The sequence below is a fragment of the Streptomyces cinereospinus genome (assembly GCF_042430725.1).
Lineage (GTDB): Bacteria > Actinomycetota > Actinomycetes > Streptomycetales > Streptomycetaceae > Streptomyces > Streptomyces cinereospinus.
The window spans coordinates 1-15,843 of record NZ_JBHMCY010000112.1 but is presented as its reverse complement, the minus strand read 5'-3'; the positions used below and the strand labels follow the sequence as shown (position 1 = coordinate 15,843).

10 protein-coding genes and 2 pseudogenes are annotated in these 15,843 nt (G+C 73.9%); 7 read left to right on the top strand and 5 right to left on the bottom strand.

Annotated elements, in window-relative coordinates:
• Positions 1-941, bottom strand: a 941-nt coding sequence (locus ACFF45_RS33635; RefSeq protein ID WP_381350752.1) for an RNA polymerase sigma factor, incomplete at its 3' end; no start/stop codon positions are given.
• A 670-nt stretch (positions 942-1,611) separates the two neighbouring features.
• On the opposite strand from ACFF45_RS33635, the gene ACFF45_RS33630 reads away from it, so the two are divergent.
• The 4 genes from ACFF45_RS33630 (at position 1,612) to ACFF45_RS33615 (ending at position 7,228) form a co-directional block, all read left to right on the top strand.
• Positions 1,612-2,199, top strand: a complete 588-nt coding sequence (locus ACFF45_RS33630) for a hypothetical protein (RefSeq protein ID WP_381350751.1) — start codon at positions 1,612-1,614, stop codon at positions 2,197-2,199.
• Positions 2,200-2,829: 630 nt separating this feature from the next.
• Positions 2,830-4,191 carry a DUF6777 domain-containing protein gene (locus ACFF45_RS33625; RefSeq protein WP_381350750.1) on the top strand — a complete coding sequence of 454 codons (1,362 nt, stop codon included), beginning with the start codon at positions 2,830-2,832 and terminating at the stop codon, positions 4,189-4,191.
• A 175-nt stretch (positions 4,192-4,366) separates the two neighbouring features.
• A complete protein-coding gene (locus tag ACFF45_RS33620) occupies positions 4,367-6,793 on the top strand; it encodes a SpoIIE family protein phosphatase (RefSeq protein ID WP_381350749.1) in 2,427 nt (808 codons plus the stop codon).
• A gap of 204 nt (positions 6,794-6,997) precedes the next feature.
• On the top strand, positions 6,998-7,228 hold the full coding sequence (locus ACFF45_RS33615; RefSeq protein WP_381350748.1) for a response regulator transcription factor: 231 nt from the start codon (positions 6,998-7,000) through the stop codon (positions 7,226-7,228).
• A gap of 95 nt (positions 7,229-7,323) precedes the next feature.
• Here the strand turns inward: ACFF45_RS33615 and ACFF45_RS33610 are convergent, their stop codons facing one another.
• Entirely contained in the window at positions 7,324-8,313 is a 990-nt protein-coding gene (locus ACFF45_RS33610) for a serine/threonine-protein kinase (protein ID WP_381350747.1), read from the bottom strand.
• A gap of 238 nt (positions 8,314-8,551) precedes the next feature.
• Positions 8,552-9,559 carry a pirin family protein gene (locus tag ACFF45_RS33605; protein WP_381350746.1) on the bottom strand — a complete coding sequence of 336 codons (1,008 nt, stop codon included), beginning with the start codon at positions 9,557-9,559 and terminating at the stop codon, positions 8,552-8,554.
• A 99-nt stretch (positions 9,560-9,658) separates the two neighbouring features.
• Here ACFF45_RS33605 and ACFF45_RS33600 point away from each other — a divergent pair, with 99 nt between their 5' ends.
• Positions 9,659-10,159, top strand: coding sequence for a carboxymuconolactone decarboxylase family protein (locus tag ACFF45_RS33600; protein ID WP_381350745.1), 501 nt, complete (start codon positions 9,659-9,661; stop codon positions 10,157-10,159).
• Between the two features lie 234 nt (positions 10,160-10,393).
• Here ACFF45_RS33600 and ACFF45_RS33595 read toward each other — a convergent pair.
• Both ACFF45_RS33595 and ACFF45_RS33590 read right to left on the bottom strand, forming a co-directional pair.
• Positions 10,394-10,498: pseudogene (locus tag ACFF45_RS33595) on the bottom strand (ribosomal protein bL36); the annotation flags it as partial.
• Between the two features lie 48 nt (positions 10,499-10,546).
• A pseudogene (locus ACFF45_RS33590) lies at positions 10,547-10,780 on the bottom strand (type B 50S ribosomal protein L31); the annotation flags it as partial.
• 595 nt (positions 10,781-11,375) lie between these two features.
• Between ACFF45_RS33590 and ACFF45_RS33585 the strand changes: the two are divergent.
• Positions 11,376-11,570, top strand: coding sequence for an MbtH family protein (locus ACFF45_RS33585; protein WP_381350744.1), 195 nt, complete (start codon positions 11,376-11,378; stop codon positions 11,568-11,570).
• 32 nt (positions 11,571-11,602) lie between these two features.
• Positions 11,603-15,838 (top strand): non-ribosomal peptide synthetase, encoded by a 4,236-nt coding sequence (locus tag ACFF45_RS33580; protein WP_381350743.1) that lies wholly within the window; start codon positions 11,603-11,605, stop codon positions 15,836-15,838.
• Positions 15,839-15,843 lie beyond the last annotated feature (5 nt).

Genomic DNA, 15,843 nt, shown 5'->3' with positions numbered 1-15,843 from the left:
CCCCCGGCGCCCCGGCCCCGGACCCGGCGGCGCCTGCGGGCCTCGCTGCGGGAGTCCGGCCGGCCGGACCCGGCGCGGTGTCCGGCTCCCCGGACCGGCCCGCCGGACACGCCCAGCGGTGCCGCGGAGCCGGCCGCGACCATGCCGCCGGAGGCGGACAGCACCCGTTCGAGCAGTGCGGGCGACACGGCGACCAGCGCCAGACCTGCCAGCAGCCCCTCCGCGGGCATCAGCCCGCTCCACAGGCCGGAGCAGCTCGCGCAGCCGCGGGCATGGCGGGCTATGCGCTTGCGCCACAGCGCGGAGGGCCGGCCGTCCCAGGAGGCCAGTACGCCCGCCAGTTCCGCGCAGCGCGGCCGCGCGTCGAGCGCCCGCACCACCACCCGGGCCGCCTCCAGCTGCGCCTTCATCCGCTGCACCCGCACGGCCGTGTGCTGCGGCGACAGCTCCAGGGCGGCGGCGACCTCATGCCGCGTCAGCTCACCGGCGCACTCCAGCCACCACAGCGACAGCAGCCCCCGGTCGTCGGGCTCCAGCCAGCGTGTCGCGCGGGCCGTCTCCTGACGCTGGCCGGACAGCTGCAACCGCACCAGGGTCAGGTCCACGAAGTCTGCGCCGGGGTCCGCGAGTTCCTCGGCCTCCTCCACGGCGCCCGGCGCCGGCCGGCGGTCCTGCCAGTGGGCCCGGACCTGGTTCATCGCGATGGCCACGAGCCAGGAGCGGAAGTTCTCGGGAGCACGCAGACCGACCAGGGCGTCCAGGGCGCGGAGCATGGTCTCCTGCACCACGTCGTCGACGTCCACGGAGCCGTTCAGCGCCCGCCCCACGATGTTGTAGACCAGCGGCAGGTAGGCACCGACCAGGGCGTCCTGGGCCGCCGGGTCACCGCCGCGGGCGGCGGTCACCAGGGCCGCCGTCTCCTTCGTGCGCTCTGCGTTCATCACAAACTTCCCTGTCCTCGACGCCGAACGATGCTGTCCGTCACATGGGAGATCGATCGGTGAGCCTGGGATAACCATTCTTCGGACGCGTGTTCCACGAGAGACTGGTGGTGCGGACGCGGCGACGCAAGGGCAACCGTCACACCGGGACGCGGCCGCGGCCTCGCGGAAGGGCGGGGCAAGGGGTGTCAGGCGTCCGCACCACCGGGCGACCGGAGTCGGTGGGCGCCGTTACGCGGTCACCGGACAGGTCGCCGGGGAGCCGGCCCACCGGCCCCGGCCCTGGTCGACGCGGTGCACGAAGCCGTCGCTCCGCGGTGTCGCCCGCACCAGCCCCGCCGGCGGCCTGGTCATGGCCGCCGGCGCCCCCACCGTCCTGGCCGTGCTGCCCGGCCGCGCGCGGCACCGGCAGGCGCAGCCGGATCCAGAAGGAGCGGGAGTGCGGGGAGCGCGCCGAAAGCCGCCGGCCCCGGGCCGCTCCGCTTCTCCCCCGGCAGGCCGCCGCCGGCATGCCAGGGCTAAGATTTCAGACGAAAGGACGTCGTCGGACACGGCGGACCGGTCGGTGACGCCGGGAACCGCACGGCCGCGCATCGCCGCGGCTCCCGCGCCACCCACCGGACGGGCCGTCAGAAGCCCGCGCGCACCGTCACCTACGGAGGCGGGAGACATGGCCACCCCCGACACCGGTTTCCTTCCGACCCATGTCATACCCACCGACGGACTGGCCGCCTGGGAGACGCCCGACGTGTCCCGGCCGACCGTGCCGCTCGACCCGCTGCTGCCCGTCCAGTTGATCGACCGGCGCGGCGACTGGGGACGCATCGTGTGCCACAACGGCTGGTCGGCCTGGGTCGACGGCCGCCTGCTGGTCCCCGTGCCGCAGTCCCCGCCGGTGGCCGGCGCCCCGCCCGCCCGCACGGCCGACCCGCGCCCGCTGCTGGCCCGGCTGAAGGAGTCGCTCGGCCGCTACTGGCTGGCCACGGAGGACCTGACGGCGGGGAAGACGGACGGCGAGACCTTCCGGCAGCGCACCCGCGGGCTGCGCGCCGGGATGGTCATCGACGGGGAGGCGGCGTGGCTGTACGACGCCGAGCAGGAACGCTGGGTGTACTGCGACGGCACCCGGATCGACACCTACGCGGTCTCCTCCGTCCCGTCCGCCGGCGGGACTCCCGCCGCGCCCGCGCCGCCGCGGGCCTCCGACGAACCCCTCGCGCCGACACGGATCGTGGACTGGCCCGGCGAGCCGCGCTGAGACGCGTGCGCGGGGGCGGCCCACCAGGCCGGTCGGGCCGGCTGGGTCCGGCTTAGTCCGGCTCGGTCCGGCTCGGTCCGGCTCGGTCCGGCTCGGTCCGGCTCGGCCCGGCCCGGTCCGGCTCGGCCCGGTCCGGCTCGGCCCGGCCCGGTCCGGCTCGGCCCGGCCCGGTCCGGCTCGGCCCGGCCCGGTCCGGCTCGGTCCGGCTGGGCCGACTTGGGGCCTCAAGGTGCCGAAGCGCACAATGGTTACCGGAGGCCTGAATCCCCGCAAATCCTCACGACACCGTGACGAACCCTTCGAACCGCGCGGTCCCCGCGCCCGGCGGGAGGGGAAGCCGTGAGTTCCGAACCGCTGCCAGAGCGCCCCACCGGGCCGCCCTCCGGCCCACTCTCCGACCGCCCGTCCGGCGATCCGGCAGGACGCCCGCCGCCACCCCCGCCGCCCAGGGGTGGCGGATCGGGCGGCGGGGGGCCCAGCGGTCCGGGCGGGCCACCCGGCCCCGGCGGCCCGGGCGGCGGTGGCCCCGGCGGCCCGGACCGTCCGAAGCGGCGCCCGGGCCGGGGCGGACAAGGGCCGTGGTGGCGGTCGGTACCGCGGGTCGCGGCGGTCACCGTTCTCGTCGCCGCCGTGACCCTGGCGGTCGTCCTCACCCGCCTGGCAGGCGGCCCCGCCGAGTCAGGCGAGGTCATCCTCCAGCCCACGAACGCGACGGGGCCGGACCCGTGGACCCCGTCCACGGCGCGCACCACCGCGCCGCTGCCCGCTGCCGCACCCGACCAACCGGCCGCCGAGGCGAACGCCATCCGCAGCGTGGCGGGGTCGGAACCCGGCCTCTACGGCGGCAGCCACCACACCGCCAGCTGCGACGTCGAGAAGCAGATCCGCTATCTGACCGCCGACCGCACCAAGAACGAGGCGTTCGCCTCGGTCCTGTCCGTCCCGGAGTCCGCGGTGCCCGGGTACCTGCGCTCACTGACGTCCGTCCTGCTGCGTTCCGACACCCGGGTCAGCAACCACGGCTACCACGACGGCGCGGCCACCAAGTTCCAGTCGGTGCTCCAGGCCGGCACGGCCGTGCTCGTCGACGGCTACGGCGAGCCCAAGGTGCGCTGCGCCTGCGGCAATCCGCTGACCCGCGCGATCGCCCAGAAGGGCACGCCCCAGCACAAGGGGGACACCTGGTCCGGGTACCGGCCGCAGAACGTCGTGGTGATCAACCGCGCGGCCGCCGAGATCAAGGAGTTTGTCATCTTCGACGCGAAGGAGAAGGACTGGATCCGCCGCCACTCGGGCGACCAGGGCGACGACGACGAGAAGACCGCTCCCCCGCCCAGGCACTGGCCGCTGCCGTCGGCCGAGCCGCCGGGCAGCGAGCCCCGCGACGGCAAGCGCGAGCCGGACGACGGCAAGCGCGAGGGCGAACCGAGGCCCGAGCCGAAGCCCGAGCCCAAGCCGGACAGGGAGGGCCCCGAGCCCAAGCCGGACCAGCCGGGCAAGCCCGAGCCGAAGCCGGACCACGACCAGCCCGAACCCAAGCCCGAGCCCCGGCCCGATCACCCCGAACCCAAGCCGGACAAGCCCGACCGCCCTGAGTCCGAACCCGACAAGCCGGACAAACCCGAGCCAGACAAGCCCGACAAGCCCGAACCCAAGCCGAACGATCCCGAGCCGGACAAGGACGACCCCGAGCCGGACAAGGACGACCCCGAGTTCAAGCCCGAGGACAACCCGCCGCAGCCCAAGCCCGAGGACAACCCCCCGGAGCCGAAGCCCGAGACCGACACCCCCGAACCCGAGCCCGAGGACGGCGACCCGCGGCCCGACCCCGAGGACGACAACCAGGTCCGCCCGCCCGAGAACGACGACCCCGCACCCGACCCCGAGGGCGACACCACCGAACCCGCGCCCGAGAACGACGATCCCGCACCCCCACCGAACGACCCCGAACCGCAGAACGACGACCCCGGCCCCGGCAACCCGGCCGAGTGAGCCGGACCGTCGGCCCCGCCACCTGACGCCCACCGCCCGCACCGCTGCCGACCTGCCGTGACGGCACTGCGCTGGTACTCCCCGCCCCGCGGTTCCATCCTGGTCAAGGGAGTCCTTTGGCGCCCGGTTCCCGCAGGCAGCGGGAGCGGAACGAGCGAGGGCGAGATGAGCGGCGATGGAACGATTTCCCCTCTCTCCTGGTGAGCTGCCCGAGGAGACGGACCCCCGGGAGTCGGCGGACACGGCCACGGCCACCGTCGACGAACAGGGCATCGTGCTCGGATGGAGCGAGGGCGCCCGCCGCCTGCTCGGTTACCTGGCCTCCGAGGCCATCGGGCTGCCCGTCACCCGCCTGCTCGCCGACGCCGGCGGTGGCACGGCGCGGCGGGTCCCGCCCGAGCAGGAGCGGTGGGGCGGCACCGTGGCGCTGCGGCACCGGGACGGCCGCCGGGTGGAGGCGGGGCTGCTCGCCCACCGCTGGACGACCGCGGGCGGAGCCGCCAAGTGGCTGGTGGTGGCTCCCGTACCGGGCCGGCCCCGTATGCCCTGGAGCGAGACCATGGGGGAATGGGCGTTCAGCCAGTCCCCCTGCGTGCTGGCGGTCTTCGACACCGACCTGCGGCTGATGCGGGCGAACGCCGGCATGGAGCGCACGCTCTCCCTCCCCGAGGCCGTGATGCGCGGCCTGCGCCTGCCGGACATCGCGCCGGACCCCGTGAGCGACGAGACCGAACGGCGGATGCGCCTGGCGCTGGAGACCGGCGAGCCGCAGCAGGTGCGGGCCTTCGCCCGCCGTACGGGTGCCGGCGCCGCACACGACTGGGCGACCACGCTGGCCCCGCTGCGCGACGCGGACGGCCGGGTGCGCGCCGTCTGCCTGACCGCGCACGACCGGGCCGCGCAGGAGGGCGACCGGCAGCAGGCGGCCCTGCCGCACGAGGCCGACGTCCGCATCGGCACCACGCTGAACAGCGCCCGCACCGCGCAGGAGCTGTCCGACGTGGTCGTCCCCCGGCTCGCCGACTTCGTGGCCGTCGACCTGCTCGACCCGCCCCCGCGCGGTGACACGCCCTCGCCCGCCCCGGCGCCGCCGGTCACCCTGTGCCGTACCGCCGTGCGGTCGGTGCTCGAAGGCAGCCCGGAACTCCCGGTCGGCATCGGCGGGGCGGCGGTCTACCCGCCGCTGTCCCCTCCCGCCGAGTGCCTGGCCGCGGGCCGCGGCGCCGTCTACGGGGCCGACCACCCGGCCGTCGCCCAGTGGGTGGCCCAGGACCCCGCGGCGGCGTGGATCCGCGAGTACGGGACCCACTCGATGATGGCGGTGCCGCTGCGGGTCGGCGGGGTGACGCTGGGCCTGGCCGTCTTCGGCCGCCACCAGCGCCCGGAGCCCTTCGACCCGGAGGACCTGCGGCTGGCCGAGCGGCTCACGACCCGGGCGGCCGTGAGCATCCACAACGCGCGCCGGCACACCCGGGAGCGCACCAACACCATGACGTTGCAGCGCAGCCTGCTCCCGCGGACGCTCCCGGACCAGTCGGCGCTGGAGATCGCCTCCCGCTATCTGCCCGCAGGCACCGAGTCCGGTGTGGGCGGCGACTGGTTCGACGTGATCCCGCTGTCCGGCGCACGGGTGGCGCTGGTCGTCGGCGACGTCGTCGGCCACGGGATGCGCGCCGCCGCCACGATGGGCCGGCTGCGCACCGCGGTGCGCACCCTGGCCGACGTCGACCTGCCGCCCGACGAGCTGCTCACCCACCTCGACGACCTCATCATCCACCTGTCCGCCGACGAGGCGGGCCCGGAAGGCGCCGGGGAGGCCGCCGGAGGCATCGGCGCCACCTGTCTGTACGTGGTCTACGACCCGGTCTCCCGCCGCTGCACCCTCGCCCGGGCCGGTCACCCCCCGCCCGCCGTGGTCTCCCCGGACGGCGCCGTGTACCTCCTGGACGTCCCGGTCGGCCCACCGCTGGGGCTGGGCGGCCTGCCCTTCGAGACCGTGGAGACCGAGCTTCCCGAGGGCAGCATCCTCACCCTGTACACCGACGGTCTGCTGCAGACCCGCGACCAAGACCTCGACGACGCCCTGGACCGCATGTTCGCGGCCCTGGCCCGGCCCGCCTCCTCGCTGGAGACGGTGTGCGACCGGATCCTGACGGGTCTGGTGACGTGCCGTCCCGACGACGACATCGCCCTGCTGGTCGCCCGTACCCGGGCCCTGCACGGTGACCGGGTCGCCGCCTGGGACCTGCCGCCCGACCCCACCGTCGTCGCCCGCGCCCGCCGGTGCACCACCGACCAGCTGACGGCCTGGGGGCTCGACGAGGCCACCTTCGTCACCGAGCTGATGGTCAGCGAGCTGGTCACCAACGCCATCCGCTACGGCCGGCCGCCCATCCAGCTGCGGCTGATCCACGAGAACACCACCCTGATCTGCGAGGTCTCCGACTCCAGCAGCACCGCCCCGCACATGCGCCGGGCCCGGACCTACGACGAGGGAGGGCGCGGTCTGCTGCTGGTCGCCCAGCTCTCGCAGCGCTGGGGCACCCGGCACGCGCCCGTCGGCAAGACCATCTGGGCGGAGCAGTCCCTCGCCGGCTGCTGAGGACGCCGGGTGCGCACGGGGCACGCGCGGGAGACGCGTCGGACATGCGTCGTGACAGGCCTGTGACAGTCGGCGGACACGGTCATGACGTCGCACGTGCAGGCTTTTCAACCAAGAGGACAAATACCGACATAACGGCAGATGTCTTCCTGCTTCCGGAGCCGCAGGCGGGGACGACCGAGCCGCACCTTCGGAGAGAATCCCATGAGCCTCACGATCACCACGCCGCACGCCGAAGCCCCCACGCCCGCACTGGCCCCGCGTGAGCAGGAGACACTGCGGCACATCGCCGCGGGACGCACCTACCTTCAGACGGCCCGCCACATGGGGCTCTCCCAGCACACGGTCGACGCCTACCTGCGGCGAATCCGCGCCAAGCTGGGCATCAACAGCACGGCGGAACTGACCCGCCTGGCCGTCTCCCTGGGACTGTGACACCTGACCGGGCGACACCGATCGAGCGGCTGTCGGGCGACCACCGGGACGGCTTCCGGGAAGCCGGTCCGCGGCGGCTACGACCAGCACGACCGCTACGACCGCCCGGGCGGCCCCCGGAAGACCGGCCGGGCCCAGGCCGGGGGCTCCGGCGGCGGCTCCCGGCCGTCCGGGGCTCCGGACGGCCGGGAGCCGCCGCGGGGGGCCGGCCGGGCGACGCCGCCCCCGGCCGCGACGCGCAGGGCCGCCACGAACTCCCGGCAGGAGCCGTAACGGTCCTCGGGAATCTTGGCCAGGGCCTTCGCCATGACCTCGGCGGCGGCGGGGGCGATCCCCGGGCGCCGCTCGGTCAGGGGCGGCGGCTGGTCGTACTGGTGCGCCCACAGCAGTGCCACGTCCTCGTCCCGCCGGAAGGGCGGTCCGCCGGCCAGGGTCTCGTAGACGACGCAGGCGAGGCTGTAGAGATCGCACCGGCCGTCCACCGGCCGGCCGGAGATCTGTTCCGGCGCCATGTAGTCCAGCGTGCCGACGAACTCGCCCGCGGTGGTGAACCCGCTGAGCGACAGCGACTTCTTCGTCAGCCCGAAGTCCGTGAGGTAGACGTGCTCGGGGTGGTCGCTGTCGGTGCCCGCGGCGACCAGGATGTTGCCGGGCTTGACGTCCCGGTGCACCAGATCGTGCTCATGGGCCGCGTCGAGCGCGGAGGCCACCTGGGTGGCGATGCGCAGGGCGGTCGGGACGGGCAGCGGGCCGTCCCGGTCCAGCAGGGCCCGCAGGTCCAGGCCGGAGACGTAGCGCATGGCGATGTACAGGACGCCGTCCGTCTCACCGGCTTCGAAGATCGGCACGATGTGCGGGTGGTCGATCGCCGCGGCCACCCGTGACTCGTGGGTGAAGCGGCGGCGGAAAGTGTCGTCCCCGGCGCGCTCCGGGGCGATCAGCTTGAGCGCGACCGTGCGGTCCAGGCGCAGGTCCTTCGCGCGGTAGACGACGGCCATGCCTCCGCGGCCGATCACGCGCTCGACCCGGTAGCCCGCGATCTGCTTGCCGATCAGGCCGGAGGCCCGGCCCGTGTAAAGATTCATGTCATTCGCTGCCCCGCCCGTTCGGCGGTCCCCGCGCGGGGCCCGTGACGGTGCCGGGCACGGCGTCGTCCCCGCACGTCCCGGAGCCGTCCCACCCGCGCGGTCGACGCGACGGGCCGCTCTGTTCCTACCAGCGATTCTATCCACCGCGGGGCGACGACTTCACGACGAGGCGAGGTGCCGGGCACCGACGCCGAGCCCGGCCGCGAGCCCCTCGCGGCCGGGCGGCGGGGCCGGATCAGGCGTGCGGGCCCCGGTCCGCCGCGTCGGCCGGCGCGGGGTTCCGGCGCGGAGTGAGGGTGGCGTTGGGCAGGGCGGGTGCCGGCAGGCGGTCGCCCGGGTAGCCCTCGACCCGGCCGAAGCGGTCCGAGGCGTTCTCCCAGTCCTCGCGGGCCCGGACGATGTCGTCGTGGGTGCGGCCGATGAAGTTCCACCACATGACGATCTCCTCGCCGAAGGGCGGCCCGCCCAGCAGTACCAGCCGGGCGCTCTCCGCTCCCTGGTTCACGAGGGTGAGCACCGTGTGTCCGGGCGCGGTGCAGCCGAGTTCGGCCGGTCGCAGGGCGGTGCCGTTCAGGCGGATGTCGCCGCTGTCCACCAGGAGTCCGTGTTCGAAGCCGGGGTCGACGTCGAGGGTCAGTGTCGCGCCCGGCTCGACGGACAGCTCGGCACCGAGGAGGGGCGTGAAGGTGCGGACCGGGGAGGTGTCGCCGGCGAGGGTGCCGAGGAAGACACGGGCGCTGCCGCCGTCCAGCGGCACCGGCGTGGGGACGTGGTGCTGGAAGTCGCGCGGCGCGTCGCGGTGGGCGTCCGGGAGCGCCACCCAGAGCTGGACGCCGTGCAGGACCGTCGTCCGCGGCGTCGACACCTCGGTGTGGCTGATGCCGTGGCCGCCGGTCATGAGATTGAGCTCGCCGGGCCGGACCCAGGCGTGGCTGCCCAGGCTGTCGCGGTGTTCGATCTCCCCGCTGAAGAGCCAGCTGACCGTCTGCAGACCGGTGTGGGGGTGCGGGGCGACGTCCATGCCGCCCGTGCGGGACACGTCGTCGGGGCCGTAGTGGTCGGCGAAGCACCACGCCCCGATCAGGGTGCGGGCCCGTTGGGGCAGGGTGCGCCGCACCGGCATCGCCCGCGGGCCTCCCAGCGGCACCTCCCGGGCGGTGAGGATCTCGACGGCGGCGGGCGCGGCGGCGCCGGACCGTCCCCCGCATCTCGTCTCGACGGGGCGCGCTTCGGTGTTGCTCACGGTTTCAGCCCTTCACCACGCGGGGGAATGTACGACTTTCAACATCGTCTGGTCGATGATAGGACGGGACGACGACCGTTCACTCGACGAAGGAATGACGTGACAGCGGACACGGCGGCAGCGGCACCCGGCAACCGGATCTACATCGACAAGCAGCACCCCGACGCCTACCGGGCGCTGGTCGCCACCGCGGACACCGTGAAGGACGCCGCGGCGGCGGCCGGACTCGACCGCGTCCTCGTCGAACTGGTCAACCTGCGCGTCTCGCAGCTCAACGCCTGCGCCTTCTGCCTCAACCTGCACACCCGCGCCGCCCTGCGGGCCGGCGAGACCGCCCAGCGGCTGGGCGTCCTGGCGGCCTGGCGCGACACCGAGGTGTTCACCCCCCGGGAACGCGCGGCCCTCGCCCTCGCGGAGGCCACCACGCACCCGGCGGACGCCGCCGCCCAGACCGCCGCCTACGCCGAGGCCCGTGCCGCGCTGTCCGACGACGAGATCTCCGCGGTGATCTGGGTCGCCCTCACCATGAACGCCTTCAACCGGGTGTCGGTCATGAGCAAGCACCCCGTGCGGAAGAGCGCCGCGGTCCCCGCGCAGTGACGCGGGCGCGGTCCCGTACGACCACCCGTGCGCGTGGCGCGTGTCGCGGTGCCGAGCGGCGGAACGGAGCCGCCCCCGGCACCGTGACGACGGAGCCGGTCCGGGTCGCTGCGGGCCGGGCCGGGACGGACCAGGCCGTGGACGACGGGGCCGGGACGGACCCAGCGGGGGCGGACCGAGCCGGGACGGAGCCGGGGCCTGGCTCGGCGCGGCCCGTCGCGGCTGGCGGGCCTTGAAGCGGGGGTCCTTCTTGTTGATCACGAAGGTCGCACCCCGCCGGCGCACCACCTGTGCGCCCGGCCCGGCCTTCAGCGAACGCAGCGACGCGCGTACCTTCATCGCGGCCTCCGCCCTGGATCGAACGGTCCCGCCGTCAGCGGTGACGGGAGCGGTGCGGCCGTAGCGCCGGTCGAAGCGCTCCACCCGGCCCGTGGTGCCCACCACACGCGAGGTGCCGGTGCAGAAGGGGTGGCTCGCCGACGAGATCTCGACGCCGACGACCGGGTACGTGGTGCCGTCCGCCCACTCGACCGTGTGCGGCGTGTCGACGGTGGAGCGGGTGAGCAGTCGGAAGCCCGCCGCGCGGTCGCGGATGCAGTGCGGCCGGCCCCGGTCAGCCAGGCGCCTGAGCTTGTCGCGTACCGGTTCGACCCGCCGGGCCGGGTGCCCCTGCCGAGCTGGACCCCGACGTCCTTGACCGGGACCGGATCCGAGGCCGCGGCCACGATCTTCGTTCTGTCGCGGGGCCGCGAAGAGGATAACGGCGCCGGGCTCGCACCGGCCCGCCACCGACGCCTTCTTCACCGGCCAGCGAATACCGCCTATACACCCAATCCTTGATTTAACGGACCACCGGAGTAATTCCCATGCTCTGTCGGCGCGAACCAACGCGACCCATGCTGTCGGAATGAAACGCAGGGGGGCGGAAGTTCGCCGACGGCCGTGTTCCGGGGCCGCACGCATGGGTGCTCGCTGGTCACCGAGTGCGAAAGCGGCCCGGTTGCCTCGACGGTGCCGGGCGGCCGGCCGTTTCCGGGCGCCACGCGAAGAGGACCTGGTGGTGATGCTCCGCGGGCACGTCCGTCTTCACGGCGTGCTGCGGCGCGGGCCCTCCGCACCCGTCGTTCCCGCGGCCACGGCCTCGACGCCGGCCTGACGGCCACAGAGGCACGACCAGCGGCACGCCACCCCGTATCCCGCCGAGCCGGAGGAACACATGGACGACGACACCCGGTCCTACGTGGTCGTACTCAATGACGAGGAGCAGTACTCGATCTGGCCCGCCGACCGCGACCTGCCCCTCGGCTGGCGCAGCGGCGGCGTCAGCGGTTCCAAGGCGGAATGCCTGGCCCACATCAACGAGGCCTGGACGGACATGCGCCCCCTGAGTCTGCGCCGGGCCGCGCAGTAAGCCGTTCAGCCACCCACTCTCAGCAGTGAAGGATGACGTGCGAGATGGTGCTCAATGAATTTTATGCCCGGGTGGCCGAGGCACCGGATGCGGTCGCGGTGCAGGACGGTGACCTGAGACTGACCTACCGAAACCTGGCCGCGCACGCGTCCGCTCTGGCGACCGAGCTGACCGAGCGGGGGGTGGGCCAGGACAGCGTCGTGGCCGTCTACGCCGACCGGTCGGCGGAACTGGTGGTCGCCGAGCTGGCCGCCCTGCTGGCGGGCGCGGCCTACCTGCCGCTGGACCCGGCCCACCCGGCGGCGCGGATCCGCCAACTGCTTCAGGCCTCCGGCGCCGTTGCGGTCCTCAGCACCGCGCCGCTGGTGTCCGGCGGGGCACCGCTGGGCGACGACGTCCTGCTGGTCGACCTGACCAGGGAACCGTCCCCGACGACCGCCTTGACACCGCCCAGCCCGAACGGTGCCGCACTGGCCTACGTGATCTACACATCGGGTTCCACCGGCCGGCCCAAGGGCGTCGCGGTGACCCACGCGAGCCTGGCCAACCTGATGCACTGGCACCACAAGACCTACGGCACGCGGCGCCAGGACCGCTCGACCCTGCTGGCCAGTCCCGGATTCGACGTGTCCGTCCAGGACATCTGGTTCACCCTGACCGCCGGCGCCACACTGGTGGTGCCGCCCGCCGAGGTGCGCACCTCGCCGTCCGCGCTCACCACCTGGCTGGCCGACGAGCAGATCACCGTGACCTTCCTGCCCACCCCGCTGGCCGAAGCCGTCCTCGACGAGACCTGGCCCGCGCACACGGCGCTTCGGTACCTGCACACCGGTGGCTCGGCGATGCAGCGCGGCGTGCCCGACGGGCTGCCGTTCACCGTGATCAACCTCTACGGGCCGACCGAAGCCACGGTGAAGGTGACGGCCGGCGAGGTCCTGCCAGGCGGACCCGTGCCGCCGCCGATCGGCGTGCCCGTCGACGGCGTGCGCTGCTACGTGCTCGACGGGCTCGACCCGGTGCCCGACGGCGAGGTCGGCGAACTGTGCCTGGCCGGCGCGTGCGTGGCACGCGGATACCTGCACGACCCGGCGAGCACGGCGGCGGCGTTCGTGCCCGACATCGGCGCCCCCGGACAGCGCATGTACCGCACGGGCGACAAGGTCCGCCGCCGCCCCGACGGGGTCTTCGAGTACATCGGCCGCTACGACGATCAGGCCAAGATCCGCGGATTCCGGATCGAACCCGGCGAGGTGGCCACGGTCCTCAAGCAGCACCCCGGCGTCCGGGACGCCTTCGTGGTGGTCGAACACTCCGGCCGCCCGGACGCGCGCCTGGTCGCCTATGCGGTCACCGGCGTCCCCACGACCGAGCTGCTCGAGTTCGTCGCGGCCCGGCTGCCCGGCTACATGGTGCCGGCGGCGGTCGTCGTGCTGCCCTCGCTGCCGCTGACCCCCAACGGCAAGGTCGACCGCGCCGCGCTGCCCGCCCCCGACCGCACAGCGGCCGGACTGGCCGACACCGCGGTCCCGCCCCGCACCCCGACCGAGGCCGCACTGGCAAGGATCGTGGCCGGGCTGCTCGGCGGCACAGAAGTCGGCGTCCACGACGATTTCTTCGCCCTCGGCGGGAACTCGCTGCTCGTCGCTGGGCTCGCGGCCCGTATCACCGCGGAGCTGCACGCCGTGGTGAGCGTGCGCGAGCTGTTCGGCACGCCCACCGTCGCCGACCTCGCGGCGATCATCGACCAGCGGGCCGCCGCGACCGAAGACAACAGCCCCGAACCCGCCGCCCAGGCCATCGCACCGACCGCACCGCCGGTGCGCCGCGCAGACCGGAACCGGCCGATCCCGCTGTCCCTGCCGCAGGAGAGGGTCTGGTTCTTCGAACAGTTCTCGCCCGGCAACCTGGCCTACAACTTCCAGGCCACGGTGTCCCTGCAGGGCGACGTGGACGTCGACGCCCTGCGCGCGACGCTCGACGAGATCGTCCGCCGTCACGAGATCCTGCGCACCGCCTTCGTCTCCGTCAACGGAGTGGGCTACCAGCGCCCGATCCCCCAGGCCAAGGCGCCGCTCAAGGTCCTCGACGTCCCGGCCGAGCAGGCCGACGAGATCGTCGCCGCGCACCTGCGCGAGCCGTTCGACCTGACCGAGCCGCCCCTGGCCCGCTGGGTGCTGCTGCGCCACGGCAACGGGCACAACACGTTCCTCCACGTGGAACACCACTTCGTCCACGACGGCTGGTCGCTGTCGGTGTTCCTGTCCGAGCTGCGAGCCCTCTACCCGGCCTTCGCCGCCGGGCAGCCCTCACCACTGCCCGAACTCGCCGTCCAGTACGCGGACTACGCCCTCTGGCAGCGGGACTGGATGCGCGGCGAAGTGCTGCGCACGCACGTCGACCACTGGACCGCCCGCCTGGCCGGCGCCCCGCACACGCTGGAACTTCCCGCCGACCGGCCACGGCCGCCGGTGATGACCTTCCGCGGCCGGGCACCGCGGATTCGGATCCCCGCCGAACTGGCCCGGCAACTCCGCACCTTCAGCCGCGAGAACCGGGTGTCGCTGTTCTCCACCATGTACGCCGGCTTCGCCGCGCTGCTGTACCGCTACACCGGACAGCAGGACATGCTCGTCGGGACCGGCGCGGCGAACCGGAACGTGCCCGAGCTGGAGCCGCTGCTCGGCATGCTCGTCAACACGCTGGTCATGCGCACCAAGGTGTCGGCCGACCAGCCGTTCAGCGACTTGCTGGCGCAGGTGCGCCTGAGCGTCGCCGAGACGCTGGCCTGGTCGGACACCCCCGTCGACGCGGTGATCGACGCGATCGACCCGGTCCGCGACCCCTCGCGCACCCCGCTGTTCCAGGTCATGTTCAGCTTCCACGACTCCGCGGTGCCCGACATCGACTTCGGCGGGCTCACCGGCAGGGTCACCGAACGCTCGAACAACTCGGCCAAGGCCGACCTCAACGTGATCGTGATCCCGCGGGCCGAGCAGCGCCTGGGCCGGGCGCCCCGTCCCGAGGACGATGACCTCGCCATGATCTGGGAGCACTCGGCCGACCTGTTCGACGAAGCCACCATGGAGCGGATGATCACGCACTACCTGACCCTGCTCGCCGACGCGGTGGCCCGGCCGCAGACGCGCGTGGGCACCCTGCGCCTGCTCCCGGACGCGGAATCGGCCGAACTCGACCGCTGGGCCCACGGACCCGCCGCGGCCACCACACAACCGGTGACCGAGCTGATCGCACGGCAGGTGCGGACGCGACCGGACGCCACCGCGGTGCGCTGGCCCGAGGGGAAGCTCAGCTACGGAGAGCTGTGGCAGCGCGCCGGGGCACTGGCCCACCGGCTCCGCGCATCCGGCATCACCGCCGAGGAACCGGTGGCGGTGTGCGCCGATCGTTCCCCCGAGCTGGTGGTCGGCGAACTCGCGGTGCTCATGGCCGGCGGATGCTACCTGCCCATGGACCCGAGCTACCCGGCCGAGCGGATCGCCTTCATCCTGCAGGACGCCGGCGCACGTACGATCCTCACCACGTCCCGGACACGACCGCAGCTGCCGGCCTTCGCACACAACCTCCACGTCCTCAGCCTGGACGCCGACACCGCCGACGCCGGCGAGCCGGTCCACGCCGACCAGCTCACCCCGGAGCGGCTGGCCTACCTCATCTACACCTCGGGGTCCACCGGCCGGCCCAAGGGCGTCGCACTGGAACACCGGGGGCTCGCCAACCTGGTCGCCTGGCACATGGCCGAGTACGCGCTCGCTCCGGCGGACCGCACCACACTGTTCGCCAGCCCTGGATTCGACGCGTCCACGTGGGAGATATGGCCCACCCTCGCGGCCGGCGCCACCTTGACCGTCGTCCCGCCGCACCTGCGGGCCGCGCCGACGGAACTGGTGCGCTGGCTCAGCGAGCAGAAGATCACCACGGCATTCCTGCCCACCCCCGTCGCCGCGGCCGCACTGGACGAACCGTGGCCGGCCGACACCGCGCTGCGCACGCTGCTGACCGGCGGCGACGTGCTGCCGGCAGCACCCCCCGACGGCCTGCCGTTCCAGCTGTTCAACCACTACGGGCCGACGGAGAACACCGTGGTGGCGACAGCGGGCCACGTCCCCCCGGGTCCGGCAGGACTGCGCCCGCCCATCGGCAGGCCGATCAGCGGGGTCGACGCCCATGTGCTGGACGCCGAGGGACAGCCCGTGCCCCTAGTAGTGCTTGGTCAGGTCGGCGTGTCCTTCGGTTCGGTGTGGCGTTGAAGGGG

Bases quoted from the DNA above. Each gene is read 5' to 3' on its own strand.
- ACFF45_RS33630 (WP_381350751.1), top strand. From the start codon at position 1,612: ATGGCCACCCCCGACACCGGTTTCCTTCCGACCCATGTCATACCCACC.
- ACFF45_RS33620 (WP_381350749.1), top strand. From the start codon at position 4,367: ATGGAACGATTTCCCCTCTCTCCTGGTGAGCTGCCCGAGGAGACGGAC.
- ACFF45_RS33615 (WP_381350748.1), top strand. From the start codon at position 6,998: ATGAGCCTCACGATCACCACGCCGCACGCCGAAGCCCCCACGCCCGCA.
- ACFF45_RS33610 (WP_381350747.1), bottom strand. From the start codon at position 8,313: ATGAATCTTTACACGGGCCGGGCCTCCGGCCTGATCGGCAAGCAGATC.
- ACFF45_RS33585 (WP_381350744.1), top strand. From the start codon at position 11,376: ATGGACGACGACACCCGGTCCTACGTGGTCGTACTCAATGACGAGGAG.
- ACFF45_RS33580 (WP_381350743.1), top strand. From the start codon at position 11,603: ATGACGTGCGAGATGGTGCTCAATGAATTTTATGCCCGGGTGGCCGAG.